We start from the raw sequence: 13,325 nt of genomic DNA on the forward strand, positions 1-13,325 counted from the left end.
ATACGACCTCAGGTCGCACGGACAATTCTGTGTTAGAGACTTCCCTAAATTAGCAATTCATGAATAACTAAAGGTATGGAAAATCTGGACAAAGCAGATTTTTGGCAATTATCTTGGGTTGATATTAGGTTCACTCTAATTTTTCTTCGTTTTGTGGTTTGGATGATTTGGGTCTAACACTTCAAACCCAATAGATTCAAGGCTTTTAACAATGTCATCGTGGTTGTATTTGTTGCCAAGTAAATCCATGTCTACTGCAACAACAAGCTCTGACTCAGCCCTCGTTAATGCAACGTAAACAATATTCCAAGTCTTGTTGAACTTGGTTACAGCATCCTGCATTAAGCATTTGAAAATCGCTGGTGTTAAGACTAATACACAGACCTTAGACTCTAAGCCCTTAGTGCGCTGGATGCTGCTTATTGTGTACTTAGCCGAATTGTCCTTGGATGAACTATATTGCTCAGCTGATCGGCAGAGATTTTTGAACAACTCTTTTTCATACGGAATTTCGAGCTTGGCAAGAAATTTACGTATGGAACTGTTGTTGTCATTTTTGGACAACAAAGATGCAAAGAAACGCTGTAATGAATATATCACCACCCCTTCTTCGTATTCGGGGAATTTTACTGTAAGTAGCTCTTCTACCTCAGGGTCAAACTCGGGTAGTGCTCCTGCTTGTTTAGTTGAGTAGTTACCTTCTTTTCTGAAGATGCTAACTAAACTTCCATTCTCAATGTGATGGCTAAGTACAGCGTCATAATGGTCATCTTCTGTAGTGATGTATGTGAGGCGTCCTTCAACTTCAGACAAGCTGATCTGCTCTTGCCCTTTGGCGCAAAAGGTATTTGATAGATCAAGAATCCTCTGTGGAACCCTACGAGATGTCGTGATATTCGGCAGCACTTTTACTTTTTTGTTGGCTTTGTTTTTGGCTAGCCAACCTTTGAAATCTTTCGGATAATCAATTGCTTGCTTGGGATCGCCTACCATGTAAATATCAGCAGAATTCTCGCCGATTTTTTGAAAAGCTTTAAGAGCGGTTTCGTCAAGATCCTGAGCTTCATCAAGGAAAATCTTTTCAATCGCACTGCTTAGGAGTTTATGAACTTTCCTAACTTTAGATTTCTTCTTCAGGCTGTTGTGTTTTGAATAGTTTTCATCGACAACTCTCCATGCCGCAGAATATGTTTCATCGACATGTATTACCCCAATTTTCTTTAGCCTTGAAATGGTGCTCTTGGCTTCTCTTTGTTTTTTCTCAGCAGACTTTCCAGCAGGAAAGTTTGAGAATGTTTTGCATTGTGAAGAGGTAGTGTGTACTTCATTTAAAACAAAAGGAGAGTAAGGGTAAATGACCTCATTCAATAGAAACGTGTGAACTGTGCAAACTACGATATTGTCTGGCAAGTATCCTAATTGTCTGATAATCGCCTGAGAAATGTTCTGCGTGGCATTGTTGGTATAAGTAATCGCAAAGATTTTCTTGTGCGATGTTGAGTCGTAGTGCGCGATGATCTTCTCAGCCAGACTATGAGTCTTACCTGCGCCTGCTCCAGCTATCTGAATTTCAATCATTTCATGAAATCCAAGGCTTCTTGAATGTGCTTGGGTAACGAGAGCGGATCTTTGTTCTCTTCATCTAAGATGGAATCAGCTATCCTGAGCATCCTTTCAGCTTTGCTTTTCTTCAGGAACTCAGCCATATCACCAGAGGTTTTGAACTTCTTCTTGAAAAGTGTGTTCAAGCGGCCAAGGTTTCCATCAGCCTCTGCAAGATCATCTTCGAGCGTATATTTGGTAGTGGTTCTTACTCGAATATTGTCGTTATCAGTATCGTATTCTTGATGCTTATCTTTGGTTGAGTCATTGTCATCATAATCTCGAATTATGCTTAACTTCTTCTTAGTATTGCCTTTGTTGACTTGTAGCCAAACGTCCATAAAAGTTGTAAAGCCCGTTTGCTCAATAGAAATAACTTCAAGACTGCTTACATTTTCGTTATTGCGATAGAGGATAGCGTTAATCAGCATCTCTTCCGTAGTGCCTTCAACGAGAACAGTCTTGTTGCTCAGCAGTAGTTTTAGAATGTCGAAGTTTGGTCGCTTACGAAGGTAGTTAGTAAGATGTTTCTTACTATCAATTAGGTGGATCGCATTATTTCCAGATAGGACGATCACGTTGGTTAACTCAAGTTTATTAATGACCAGTGGACTATGGGAGCTAATTAGCGTTTGTAGAGACGAGCCGCCTTTTTGTGTGCTTTTGTATATAAAGTCAGTTGCGAAGCGGAGGTTGTTGACACTGAGGTGTGCTTCAGGTTCTTCGATACAGCATAGGTTGAGTGCATTCTTGTTGCCGCTAAAGAACTCAAATAATAGGTAGATGTATACGAGGTTACGATATCCAAGACCACGCTGATACAGATAGCTTTCACCCGATTTCAGAGTAATGTTGGATAGGATGCTTTTTAAATTAGGCAGGTTCGGGATACATTCAAGCTTATCAACAACCTCGTCGAAGAAGTTCTCGAAGTCTGGATCAGGTGTAACAATTTTTGTGAATGTCTCGGTGTTTTCAATTGCATCGAAAAAAGAAGTGTATGCGCTGTTAATCTTGGCTTTGTCGGAATCTTCGAGAGCGGAAATCAACATCTTGGTCAAGATGTCGTTTGATTTCTGAGTGTTACTTTCGGCAAAGTCATCACGCTCAGCGTTGATCGAGTTGATGCCTATAAGTCTTAAATCAGAATAGCTAACCCTTAACCCATTGTTGCTTTGTATTATGTCGTAGTCGTACAGCTCAATTGGCAGGTTGAACCAGCGTGTATCTTTTATGTCCCCGATACCGTCAAGTAGCTCCTTTGCAGCCTTAACAAATTGCTCTGTATCTTTGGGCTTGAAGTCGTAACGAATCTTGTAGCTATCGTCGGCTTCTTCTCCGATTATCCACTTGCCAATAACGCCTTCTTCAATAATGTTCTTTGGCTCAGTAAACTCGACCTCAACTCGAACCTTAGGAATCAGAAGCTTGATCTCATCATCGTCCTTACCGTTGATGATCGCTTGGTAAAACTCTTTGATTGCTTCGCGGTTGATATCCGATACTGAGAGACGTTTCTTATTGAAGCTAATGTCGTTGTTGTTAAGTGGCAAGGCAAGAGCATCGAATAGGTTAGTTTTACCTGCTTCGTTTTCACCAATAATTACGCTTAGTGGTGAAAATTTGATCTCGAAGTTTTTGAAGGCTCGATAGTTTTCAATTTCGACTGTACGAATGTACATATATCTTCCATGTAGTTATTGTTTGTTATCATTTTCATAAAGTTAACATCAAACAATGTAGGCTGAAACAAACTTAGACGAAAAAATGGCCCCTCATCAAAGCCATTGTGAACTTCAAAATTTCCTAGTAACTTGAATCTCACTCCGTTGAGATGTATCGGTGAACCATTCTAAGTCATCCGTTGGGTGCGGTATATGCCTATGCAAGTGCACACAAAAAGCATTACACCAAGTAAGTCAAACTTGATTGTTGTGAAGTGGGCAACTAATGGCTCTAGCTCATTTTGGGGAAGAAACGGGTTAGAGTCGGCGCTCTATGGTATGCACTTCGCATAAACTGAGTTTTGGCAAAGGACGGGCTTGTTCAACACTCAAACAAAGTGTCGGCAGCGCGACACATATTTTTATTTGTTATAACTCTTTTCATTGCTCATGCTTTATTTGCTAAATCTTCCCATGATATAGATTTTTCAGATAGCTCATACTTGCGCACAAACTTACCTTTGAAATTTTTAGTGTACAATTCTGACTTAACTACATTTGTGCTTTTTAGCATCCGATCGCAGTACGAAGTGACCATACTTTCAACCCACGCAGGTGCTCTAGGATCAATTTGAACTTGGTCTAAAAAGTCAGTTATTGGAATATCTAGATTTACATGAGTGTTGTCGTGAAAGTCTTCGTCTGTTGAGTCATTAGGATGCACTAGAATCCTTATTTCTTCTTCGTGGGAGAAATCAACTCTTTTATACCTAGTTGTAAATCCGCGACTATAATCTTGTTGCACCATATTCATTAATTCATCTATATCTCGATAATATCGAACCATAGACACTCCAACTCGACGAACGCCAGTTAGTTTTCTCAACTTCCCTACTGTAGACGCTACTTTTACACCACTCTTATTAGGCGAGTAGATTCGCCACATAGCATCTGATTCTTGCTTTAATGTCCAGCATTGACCAAAAAAGAACTGATCTGCGCTATATTGTGTAGAGCTGACTTTGCCCCCGATATCAAGCTCATAGTTTGATAGGATATTCTCCCAAGGGTCTTCCCAAGTAGTAACTTTGGCAAAAGTTAACTTTTTCATTTCAACTAAGTTGACAAATGCTTCAAATGAAAAGTATCGATATATTTTTGTCGAGTCTGCTACAGACTCATCGTTTATGTCCAACTTCAATGGTTGCATCTATTCCCCCTTGAGTTATAACGTCAGAATAACGGGCAATTACCTGCCAAAATTGAATGACACAGCAAAATCACTGCTTTTAGAAAAATGCGCCACGAGTAAAGTACCCGTTAATACTCTTTTTATAAGCGCTCTAAAAGCTGTACTAAAACTCTTCCGTGGCATTTTTTATACTTGTCTGCGCCGCAAAAACACTGCTGATTCCGTGTTGAACCTTTGCTAAGCAAAATCATTATATTTTCACGCATTTGTCCCAAAAATTGCCAGTAGCTTGCTTCATCATCATTTAGGCTAAGGGCGTACATATCTGCTTTTTCACCTGCATTCTCTAGTTTGAATTTTGCCTCGCATACCTTAATTAAATCATCAACTAAGGCGTTCCCAGATGTGTTGATACGGACATTATCTATCTGTTGCCCAACGTAATTTGTATTTGGGTCAGGAACAAATGCGATTGATTTGCATGGAAAAGCCTTGGGAGTGACATCTAACAAGCCTCCTGACGGAGAAGCCCACACCGCGTGAAACTCAGCTTCAATAAGATGCTCTGTTTCCCAAACTTGCCACCCGTAAACAATTGCGCCACCAGTAGTAGAAACCTTAGCTTCAACGTTCGGAAAGCACTCATTGATTTGGGCACCTTGATCGGGTTTACAATCTAGAATTCTCGGTTCTTCACTTACACCTAGCTTTTCAATTAGGCGCCTAAGCCAAATTGACTCCAAATCAGATGGTGTAATTACAGCCATAGTTCTCTCCTAGCTTATATTAATTTATTAGATCTCAGAGTGGGGTGATTAAACATCCCACTTTGGGATTTCTCATGTATGTAACAAACGCCAGCCTCTAGAATAACATACTGTTTTTACTAGATTATAACGGGTTACACCAAAAGCAGTAACGAGAAAATGCGACAAGATGGGGTATTTCTACGCACCTCACGATTGGCATTAGAAAATATATCGAAAACTACTGAGGCGAGACTTATGTGGTTTGCTATCGCCAACAAGGAATGGGGCAGAGGCGTGTTACAAACTTTAAGCTCCCCCGTAATGACAAACTTCAGTAGATAATTAGATTTCGGATAATCACTACTAACTGAGTTTGAAAGGTTTACATTGCGTACCTTGATGATACCTGAGCTTCCAACAAGTGCCCGTAAATGTCCAAATTGAACAGCGTTTGGCATAGTCACTAACTTCTCCAGATTCACTTACAAGAGCAGACTCATACTTTAAAAGCTGTATAGAAGGCTCAAGTTGAATACATTCATACTTTTGAGAATGAACGCGGATATCTGAAGGCTCTTCCAAATCCATCATTTGAATAATGGATGTAAAATCGTAGCTATCTCCTGACTTACCAACTTCAGTAAAACTAGGGTGTATTAAACGATCAAGGTCAGCTTTGTTCTGACGAGTTTGGTATTGATGGAGTTCTATTTCTTGTTCGATCAAAATGTCCATTTTACCTCCTAAACTGATATGGCATATAAGGCCTTTATAATCCATTTAAACCACTTGCAACGTCGTCGCCCCACGCAAGCCAATTAGGTTGCCAAATGGATCTTCGATTTGACACATAAAAAGCCCATTTTCAATTGCCATTGGGCCTCTATACAGTTTTGCACCAAGTTCTTCAAAATGATCCAGTGCTTTATCCAAGTTGTTTACCGACCAATATAAAACTGTCCCGCATTTACCCGAGCCTACTTTTTCGTCTGCTTGCACTATCTCAAGAGAAAAACCGTTTAAATTGAGCACGGTAAAGTCGAAACTAGGATGATAAACAGATTCTGCTGTAGGAAAGGCTTTTTGATACCACTCGATGCCCAATGCGACATTTTGAACATGAATAAGAATCGCTGTTGGAATCATAGTCTTCCTCCTACTACTTACCAATCACTAGTATGGTGTGCCGTTCTTTCTAGAGGGAGTCCATTCACCAGAACTTTCAACAACCCATTTGAAATCATCATCTGGATAATGGGCTTCGTCTTTTGCAACTCGGCTCCCTATAACTATAAATTTAGCTTGTTCGCTACTACGGTTTATTAAATGATGACCATTTTCGACCCTAGCAGGGAAGCCAATACACATTCCTGCAAACAATGTCTGCTCACCGTCATCACTGACTAAACATAGCTCACCACCGAGTACATAAAGAAACTCATCTGACCTTGTGTGCCAATGGCGAAGAGCCGACTGCGCATTCGGTTCTAATACTTCCAGATTCACACCGAACTGAGTGAGCCCAAAAGAATCACCTAAACTTCTGCATTCAGATTGACCAAGGCGAGATTTAAATGGCTCTGGAAATGGGTTAAACGTATCACCTTTTATGCTTAACGCTTGTTTCGCTTTCGTCATTAATTGCCCCTATGCATAACGCTTTTCAGTCGGGATATAGTCATTTGCTTCTGTCCATCTTGCTCAACCTTTTTAAGCAACTCAAGCCATATATGGTGGTTATGTGATTTTTGTACGCACACGAGTGATGGGTTACGAAAAAAACACCTGCACTCTAGGGTTGTTAGTTAGCATATGTATTACAAAATCAACTCACCATTAATTAGTCAATCATCGGTCGTGACACACTTTGGGGCAGAAATCATTTAGATTAAACGCTCTAAACTTTACGGCCACCAAGTAATGTTGTGGTTATGCTCCCTTGCTCTCCCCTCCTGATCTTATTGCGAAAGCTGGCATGTCACGTATAAAGAAGAGTGATTTTTATTATTGGAAATGTCTTTATTATCAATAGTTTTTTATCGTTTTTGCTTGTCATTTATACGACGCATATCATAAAAATATGGTCAAGCGCAAGATGGGGTGTGGCAAGATAGTTTTATCGTAACTCCCTGATTTGAGGCGTGATGAGTCAACACAATGATATCCAGTTAAGGCGCCGTATTGAGCGTATTCTAGAGCGCTATCCTAACGCCTCGTCGCTGGCGGTTCGCCAGCGTTTGATAGTCGATGTCAAACCTACTCACTTTTATCTCCACTTAATCCCTTTCTATGATCAGAACCGCATCGATGACAGTTCTGATATACAGCGTGAGCTTGATAGAATGATGGCTATGCATTTAGGGTTGAGTGTCATAGCGAGAACACTGTCAACAAAGCCCTATAATTATCGTCAGATAGAGCGGGCATTACTTAAGTTGACGTTAAATTTTGATCACATAGAACAAGCCCTGCTTTGTAAAATCGTGCATTTTGGGCATGATATGGCGAAAGACGAGCATCATAAGTCTAAGATGGTCATGCACTTGCAAAAGCTTGGGCACCGCTTACCCGACATTTTTTTGATCTTACGGCAAGGTACCAGAGTTGAAATTATCGACAGTTAATCTTTGAATTGTCAGTCAGCTGTGCAGTATTTGCGAGCGTCTCAGCAATGTCGTGATATCAATGATATTGGTGCTTGCGAAGTGTTCATTGGATTTTGCACAATGACTAGTGCGGCTTTTCGGGCTGTGGGTTAAAGTGAGCGCATTGAGTACAGCTATAGGGACGTACAAGGATGTGAGAAGCCGCCTATAACAATATTATGTTTGGTGTATGCCTACCTGCAGAATGCAATACAACTATTTTTGAGACTCACGAAACACGACGAATAAGGCAATGGCAGCCCCTCGATATTCATCCGTAACTTGCCATCTTCCTTGTTGTGTCTGTGAAGCTGTCCGATACTTCGATGCGCTTCATTTCGATGTTCATGGTTGGTTCGACTTTTTTAAGGCGCGCTATGTCACTGGCGATGCGCTTACAGCCTAAAAACAAAATGCCATCGAGTGGTGTTATGACCTCTCCAGCCTTGAGGCAATCAACGAGAGAAGTGCTTGATAGTGGTGTTTTTATCCCATCAACGTAGCGGGTTGCCACAAACTCATTCGTATAGCGGATTTCTCTTGGCAACATTTGTTCGCTTTTGGCGTAAATCATCCCGCTTTGTTTACCATTAATGACGCGATGTTCTTTATACACTCGGGTTTCCTCAACGATGGTGGCCATGGCTTGTGGCGCACGGGTGATAAGTAAGCGAAAAGGCAGATCTTCACTTGTGATGTAATCGACAAGGTTAAACGCTAATCTTGCTCTCGCGACCTCTCCGAGTGGTTTGTCACGACAGATTTGTAGAGCCTGATCCCACTGACTGGTCAGTCGAGCGCTTTCTTTATCGCTTTTAACTTTAACTTGCTGAATATCATAGTGAATTTTCGTTGCCATAGTTGACTTAGCCTTCCGTTTTTTCATCGAGTTCCAACTTAACATTATGTTTTTATAACACATTAAAACAGTTATCCACAAAAACTGGGCGTAACCTGTGTGAAAATCAGTCAAGCTTAAGATTCGATTTGCAACCGTCTGCATAAAAGCGTAATCTGATGGTAATTTAACCGCATTGAGTCAAAAGAGGCTGAAATGTTAGCATTTCTAAAAAAATGGCGTCAGGCATACCGAGATGAGAAAGGTGATCGTCTGCATGCTGAGGTAGAAGCTGAGCGTGATGCCCTTCTTAGTAGTACAACTATGTCATTTGAAGAGGTGAATGAAGCTTTAGTAACTAAACCTACACTAGATAAGTCTATGTCATGGAAGGAAGCTTTCTTCAAAGCTCACAGTGATTGTACTTTATACGAGGAAGAGCAAGCGTATTATAAAAAATCATAATTGCTTGCTCTTCTCTTTTATTTCATCTTATTTCCTAGTGTGCCTATTAGTCTATCTGATCCTTTTTGAGCTGCATCTCCAACTTTGGTCATAGCACTATCCATCGACACCCCATTCACGCGATAACTGGCGTAACCTAATACCCCAAACCATATCGCGGGCACCACCACGTAAAACGTGATCATCACAAACGCTAATATCGAATCATCCATGCTGTTGATCGTGCCGGTTATCGGATTAAAGTTGTCATGCATGGAATACACCGCCTCCAAAAGCTTACTGTCCAGACTTCGACACAACTCCCACCAAAACGTTAAGAACAACAATCCGGTATAAGACAATGACAGCGACATGAGCGTCATCATCGAATAGTTACTGACGGTTAAGACTATCGGACTCGCAATCACCACCACAATGAGCAGCAAAGACTGCAGCATCGGCATTGCCTCTCGCACAATAAAGTAAGCCGGGCCTGTGAAGATATGCCCAATTTGCAACCCCGCCCAGCCAGCGCCGCTATTCCACACTTCTCTGACTTGATGGTCTAGTGACTTATCAAGCACCTGGCCATAGCCACGAACAATGCGTCCACTGGTCGATTGATTTTCAACACTCAACACGCGCTGAACCAGCATGTTCGCCTTATCGGCAGGGGTGACTTCAGAGCCCATTATTTTTGAGAAAAAGCCATCATAGTCAAATATGTCATGAATCAATTCAGGGTTGGTGTCTTCAATGTGATTGAACAAGCGCCACAACAAGCCTGCGCGCTGGCCATCACTGCGACCGCCTTGAGTACTGTCCCACCATTCATCGCACATTGGATACGCGGCACTGGTATCAACCGCTGTGCGGCGATACTTTTGTTGCACCGGGTCGTCTCGCTCTGAGTTATACGGGAAGTTGAACACGATGTGTTCAGCTTGTAAGCCATTATAAGTGGTCTCTGGCGCGGCCAGATTATAGCCAAGGAAATAAGAGCCCCCAATCCAATTGGCATTATCAAAGTCGTTTTGAGTGACTCGCTCTTTACGCGCGGCCGCCTTCATCATCAGACGCGCTCGCGTATAACACTGCTCGTAGAAGTCTTGAGTTTCCTGTCGAAGTTGCTCGCTCTTAATGTCGATTTGAGAGAGTTTTAGCATGCTGCGCTCGACATCGTAGTGACACGGCACCGAGGAGACCGCCGCGTTGGTCAGGCCTTGCGAAATACTGTGCCAGAGCACCCACCATATCGGGGCATGAACCAATTCCCCATTTAACGAGCTTTGGTCACTGTGGGTTGCGCCGCTGCTGATACCCACGCCGCACGATTCGCTGGCGTTTTGGTCCATGACGAGCGTGTTGACGTTGACTGGGTACAAGGGTATCACTGCAAAAAAGCACACTAATCCGGCCAACATCAGTTTGACCTCGGTGCGGTTCATGCTCAGTAGGCCTTTGTTGCCCTCGTCTTCGCCCTCTTGAGCGACATCAAACCACACTTGGAACACAATGACGGCCAACATAAAGACAATCAGTCCGGTTTGATTCAATATCATGAAGATTTTGCCGGAGATTTGCCAGCTGGTCAGCGTCAGTAAGACGGAAAGCGGATCGTTGACTACCATGAGAAGGCTCCTAAATCGACGTATTGGGTGAGTAAGATGAGTTCGTTGAGCATGAGGGCAAGCGCGATACCAAAGGCGTAGCGCTTAGCGCGCCACAGCGCGAGGCCGTAGATGACTATGCGCAGTGCGACCATATACCAGGCGTATGCGCTGCTTGATAGCGTGTCCCCGTCCAGTGAAAAAGCCAGTGCGCTGGCGACGAGCAAGCACAAAAGCAGTGTGATGACGTGGCGACTTCGGCGCAACCGGTTTTGAGGTCGGGCTGTTGAGGTGTTCATATATTATTCTCCATCCTTGTCATAAGAGTTGTCATATCGGTCTTTGTCTAAAAAGACCGAGTCGGATTTGGGTGTTTGCGGGATAACTTGTGGTCTTTGGTAGCGGTAGTCATCCACCACCGCTTGGGCGGTGCGGGTGCCTATTTGTTGTCTGACCTCGGCTTCGTAGCGCAGCATGTCAATCTCGCGCTCAAGGCGAGCAATTGAGTTGTCGATGTCTTTTTGCGCCGTGGCGTGCTGAGCAATATTGACTTCGTACTTGCCCGTCAGCAGCGCGCGGCGGGCGTACAGGGCTTTTTCAATCGCTTGAGAGAGTGCGAGCTCACTGGCAATGCGCGATACGGTGTTGTTGTCCACTTCTCGCTCGGTAAGTGCTTCTATCAGCGTTTTGGGAAAGTGCTCGGTCTCTTTGCTCTCTGCGATGGCGCCTCGAAGCTCACTTTCTAACGTGGTGCTCACTTCCGTTACCTCTTGAGACAGGCCAATCCCTGGCGTGGCCTCGGTTCGGCTTTTGTCCATGCCGGTTTGCACCGACTGGCTACCAATCACTTGAGACACCCACTCACTCATTGTCTCTTCACTGTCCCAATAGCGATAAAGGCCTTGGTGGCTTTCTTTTTGCGCTTCATCCGACAGTAAGGTGAAGCCTGCTTGGGTTGCATCCGTGGTGGCGTTGATGGCCGGTTGGTTGCGACCGCCGTATTTGGCGCCGCCCACCCAGGTCACCCCAGAGTCGCCCATGTCGTCTTGCACTTCTTGTTTGGCTCTGACGGCGTCGCCACTTTTTACGGCATTGGTCCATGCCTGGGCGCGGGCAAGTGTGGCGTAAGCCTTATCGGTGTTCATCTCACCCATGGTGTCGACCATGGCCTCACACGAGCTGCTGGCGTCGTCAAAATCGAACTTGCCTTGCAGTACGCCGTTGGTCATCAAATCGTAAAGCCCAGGGTCTTTTTTCTGCAGGTAGTAGCCTGGCAGGCTCAGCACTGCTGAGGTGGCATTGGTGAGCATATCGCCCATCATGTCCTGAAACCCTTCGGTCACGCCGTTGAGCTGATTTTCAACAGTGACCGATGGGTCTAACATCCCGCACTGCAGGTTCATGTCCCAACCGACGCCAAGGGCGGTGGGGCTGATGCGCTCTTGTCTGGCGGGCAGTGCGATGACCGGCCCGCCGCCTAGGGTGTAGTGAAGAACGCTGTCGTTGTCGGCTTTAAGGTTCACGTTGGTTCCTATCGAACTGTGTGCGCTGGCGCTCATCAATAGGGGGAGCAGTAATGCCGCTTTGAGCGGCCAAGTCTTGGTCATCATTATTCTCCAAAGTGGGCAATCAGCGTGCTACCACGACGCTGGCAGCCTTTGTATAGGCGCCATGCAGCCCAGACGTACTGGTCGTCTGAGGCGATGTGCGGCGCGTAAGGGTCGTAAGGCGTTAAGCTGTCATCAAACTGTGGCCAGACAGTCGCATCGGTTTGCGCTATCGGCGACAGCATTTGCCAAGCGGTCTCTTCGTTATTGGGATTAACGGGACCCGGTGGCCAAAAGCCTGGGTGCGCCGTTGGGGTAAAGGGTTGATACACTCGGCCTTCGCCCATTCGGGTCACCACATGCAGCGCGCGAAAGGCGGTCAGCGCAGCGGCTTTAAACGAATGACGCTGCAAGACAAAGCCGCCACGCGGATAGACATCCCCAAAGTTACCAAGCGCATCGGTTAGAGGGTTCCATGTTTGAGTGGACAGGATGTCCGGCAGGTTGTAGCGCCAACCCAGTGGGTCAAGGCTCGATAAATAATGCGGCATGAGCGGCGTCGCTTGACTTGATAACGAGTAACCAAAGCTTGCGAGCAGTGAGAAAATCGTCTGCCCGCCTGGGTGGCCGATGACGTCGCTGTTGTAAAAACGCATCGAGGTGTTATCTAGGCCTTGCACACTGCGACGCGCGCTGTGGCCGCCGTTCTCTGAATAGGCATTGTCTGGTGACATCCAAGCGGTGTCTTGCCAAGGCGCCTCCCCGGTTTCGGGGTAGCTCATCACCACAAAATCGGGCAAACGGTGTTTGACCTTAATCGAGGTGTCGGTGGAGCATCCCGCCGGGGTGCAGGTCATCCACAGGCACGCCCCAATCACTTCGTAATCCAAGCAATCAGGGCAGGCTGCGCTCTTGATGACCTCGGCCGTGGTCACTTCTTGACTGATGGCAGAGGACGCGCACAGACATGAGCCTAGAATGCACAAACCTAGCCCTCGCTTGAGTGATTTGTGTATGAGTAAGGTGAGGCTCAT

General features: G+C 44.6%; 15 protein-coding genes. 3 read left to right on the plus strand and 12 right to left on the minus strand.

The features are described from left to right. Nucleotides 1-135: 135 nt before the first annotated feature. Nucleotides 136-1,578, minus strand: a complete 1,443-nt coding sequence (locus tag A142_RS15575) for a UvrD-helicase domain-containing protein (RefSeq protein WP_019825400.1) — start codon at nucleotides 1,576-1,578, stop codon at nucleotides 136-138. Beyond that, nucleotides 1,575-3,284: an ATP-dependent nuclease gene (locus A142_RS15580; protein WP_019825401.1), complete on the minus strand. Its 1,710-nt coding sequence runs from the start codon at nucleotides 3,282-3,284 to the stop codon at nucleotides 1,575-1,577. The genes A142_RS15575 and A142_RS15580 overlap by 4 nt, the downstream gene beginning before the upstream one ends. Before the next feature lie 195 nt (nucleotides 3,285-3,479). On the opposite strand from A142_RS15580, the gene A142_RS24980 reads away from it, so the two are divergent. Continuing rightward, nucleotides 3,480-3,620, plus strand: a complete 141-nt coding sequence (locus A142_RS24980) for a hypothetical protein (RefSeq protein ID WP_158008805.1) — start codon at nucleotides 3,480-3,482, stop codon at nucleotides 3,618-3,620. Between the two features lie 94 nt (nucleotides 3,621-3,714). Here the strand turns inward: A142_RS24980 and A142_RS15585 are convergent, their stop codons facing one another. From A142_RS15585 to A142_RS15605, 5 genes are all read right to left on the minus strand, one after another. Continuing rightward, nucleotides 3,715-4,476, minus strand: coding sequence for a DUF2971 domain-containing protein (locus tag A142_RS15585; RefSeq protein ID WP_019825402.1), 762 nt, complete (start codon nucleotides 4,474-4,476; stop codon nucleotides 3,715-3,717). Nucleotides 4,477-4,598: 122 nt separating this feature from the next. Continuing rightward, nucleotides 4,599-5,225 (minus strand): SEC-C domain-containing protein, encoded by a 627-nt coding sequence (locus A142_RS15590; RefSeq protein ID WP_019825403.1) that lies wholly within the window; start codon nucleotides 5,223-5,225, stop codon nucleotides 4,599-4,601. A gap of 345 nt (nucleotides 5,226-5,570) precedes the next feature. Next, on the minus strand, nucleotides 5,571-5,942 hold the full coding sequence (locus A142_RS15595) for a DUF4440 domain-containing protein (RefSeq protein ID WP_017097735.1): 372 nt from the start codon (nucleotides 5,940-5,942) through the stop codon (nucleotides 5,571-5,573). Nucleotides 5,943-5,987: 45 nt separating this feature from the next. Beyond that, nucleotides 5,988-6,353 carry a VOC family protein gene (locus tag A142_RS15600; protein WP_017097734.1) on the minus strand — a complete coding sequence of 122 codons (366 nt, stop codon included), beginning with the start codon at nucleotides 6,351-6,353 and terminating at the stop codon, nucleotides 5,988-5,990. Between the two features lie 27 nt (nucleotides 6,354-6,380). Beyond that, entirely contained in the window at nucleotides 6,381-6,845 is a 465-nt protein-coding gene (locus tag A142_RS15605; RefSeq protein WP_017097733.1) for a cupin domain-containing protein, read from the minus strand. Between the two features lie 506 nt (nucleotides 6,846-7,351). Between A142_RS15605 and A142_RS15610 the strand changes: the two genes are divergently transcribed. After that, nucleotides 7,352-7,831, plus strand: coding sequence for a hypothetical protein (locus A142_RS15610; protein WP_019825404.1), 480 nt, complete (start codon nucleotides 7,352-7,354; stop codon nucleotides 7,829-7,831). Nucleotides 7,832-8,123: 292 nt separating this feature from the next. Here A142_RS15610 and A142_RS15615 read toward each other — a convergent pair whose 3' ends face one another. Then, nucleotides 8,124-8,738, minus strand: a complete 615-nt coding sequence (locus A142_RS15615) for a hypothetical protein (protein ID WP_241813120.1) — start codon at nucleotides 8,736-8,738, stop codon at nucleotides 8,124-8,126. Between the two features lie 168 nt (nucleotides 8,739-8,906). Between A142_RS15615 and A142_RS15620 the strand changes: the two genes are divergently transcribed. Beyond that, on the plus strand, nucleotides 8,907-9,155 hold the full coding sequence (locus A142_RS15620) for a hypothetical protein (protein WP_019825406.1): 249 nt from the start codon (nucleotides 8,907-8,909) through the stop codon (nucleotides 9,153-9,155). A 17-nt stretch (nucleotides 9,156-9,172) separates the two neighbouring features. On the opposite strand, the gene A142_RS15625 is transcribed toward A142_RS15620, so the two are convergent. The 4 genes from A142_RS15625 to A142_RS15640 are packed head-to-tail and all read right to left on the minus strand — an operon-like array spanning nucleotide 9,173 to nucleotide 13,325. Next, nucleotides 9,173-10,765, minus strand: coding sequence for a conjugal transfer protein TraG N-terminal domain-containing protein (locus A142_RS15625; RefSeq protein ID WP_019825407.1), 1,593 nt, complete (start codon nucleotides 10,763-10,765; stop codon nucleotides 9,173-9,175). Beyond that, nucleotides 10,759-11,043: a hypothetical protein gene (locus A142_RS15630; protein WP_019825408.1), complete on the minus strand. Its 285-nt coding sequence runs from the start codon at nucleotides 11,041-11,043 to the stop codon at nucleotides 10,759-10,761. Before A142_RS15630 ends, A142_RS15625 begins: the two co-directional genes overlap by 7 nt. A 3-nt stretch (nucleotides 11,044-11,046) precedes the next feature. Continuing rightward, a complete protein-coding gene (locus A142_RS15635) occupies nucleotides 11,047-12,354 on the minus strand; it encodes an integrating conjugative element protein (RefSeq protein WP_019825410.1) in 1,308 nt (435 codons plus the stop codon). Next, nucleotides 12,354-13,325: a TIGR03756 family integrating conjugative element protein gene (locus tag A142_RS15640; protein ID WP_029405661.1), complete on the minus strand. Its 972-nt coding sequence runs from the start codon at nucleotides 13,323-13,325 to the stop codon at nucleotides 12,354-12,356. Before A142_RS15640 ends, A142_RS15635 begins: the two co-directional genes overlap by 1 nt.

The sequence above is a fragment of the Vibrio splendidus 12E03 genome (genome assembly GCF_000272105.2).
Lineage (GTDB): Bacteria > Pseudomonadota > Gammaproteobacteria > Enterobacterales > Vibrionaceae > Vibrio > Vibrio splendidus_I.

Bases quoted from the DNA above. Each gene is read 5' to 3' on its own strand.
- A142_RS15620 (WP_019825406.1), top strand. From the start codon at position 8,907: ATGTTAGCATTTCTAAAAAAATGGCGTCAGGCATACCGAGATGAGAAA.
- A142_RS15610 (WP_019825404.1), top strand. From the start codon at position 7,352: ATGAGTCAACACAATGATATCCAGTTAAGGCGCCGTATTGAGCGTATT.
- A142_RS15605 (WP_017097733.1), bottom strand. From the start codon at position 6,845: ATGACGAAAGCGAAACAAGCGTTAAGCATAAAAGGTGATACGTTTAAC.
- A142_RS15585 (WP_019825402.1), bottom strand. From the start codon at position 4,476: ATGCAACCATTGAAGTTGGACATAAACGATGAGTCTGTAGCAGACTCG.
- A142_RS15640 (WP_029405661.1), bottom strand. From the start codon at position 13,325: ATGAGCCTCACCTTACTCATACACAAATCACTCAAGCGAGGGCTAGGT.
- A142_RS15635 (WP_019825410.1), bottom strand. From the start codon at position 12,354: ATGATGACCAAGACTTGGCCGCTCAAAGCGGCATTACTGCTCCCCCTA.
- A142_RS15580 (WP_019825401.1), bottom strand. From the start codon at position 3,284: ATGTACATTCGTACAGTCGAAATTGAAAACTATCGAGCCTTCAAAAAC.
- A142_RS15615 (WP_241813120.1), bottom strand. From the start codon at position 8,738: ATGAAAAAACGGAAGGCTAAGTCAACTATGGCAACGAAAATTCACTAT.
- A142_RS15630 (WP_019825408.1), bottom strand. From the start codon at position 11,043: ATGAACACCTCAACAGCCCGACCTCAAAACCGGTTGCGCCGAAGTCGC.
- A142_RS15625 (WP_019825407.1), bottom strand. From the start codon at position 10,765: ATGGTAGTCAACGATCCGCTTTCCGTCTTACTGACGCTGACCAGCTGG.
- A142_RS15590 (WP_019825403.1), bottom strand. From the start codon at position 5,225: ATGGCTGTAATTACACCATCTGATTTGGAGTCAATTTGGCTTAGGCGC.
- A142_RS15600 (WP_017097734.1), bottom strand. From the start codon at position 6,353: ATGATTCCAACAGCGATTCTTATTCATGTTCAAAATGTCGCATTGGGC.
- A142_RS15595 (WP_017097735.1), bottom strand. From the start codon at position 5,942: ATGGACATTTTGATCGAACAAGAAATAGAACTCCATCAATACCAAACT.
- A142_RS24980 (WP_158008805.1), top strand. From the start codon at position 3,480: ATGCCTATGCAAGTGCACACAAAAAGCATTACACCAAGTAAGTCAAAC.
- A142_RS15575 (WP_019825400.1), bottom strand. From the start codon at position 1,578: ATGATTGAAATTCAGATAGCTGGAGCAGGCGCAGGTAAGACTCATAGT.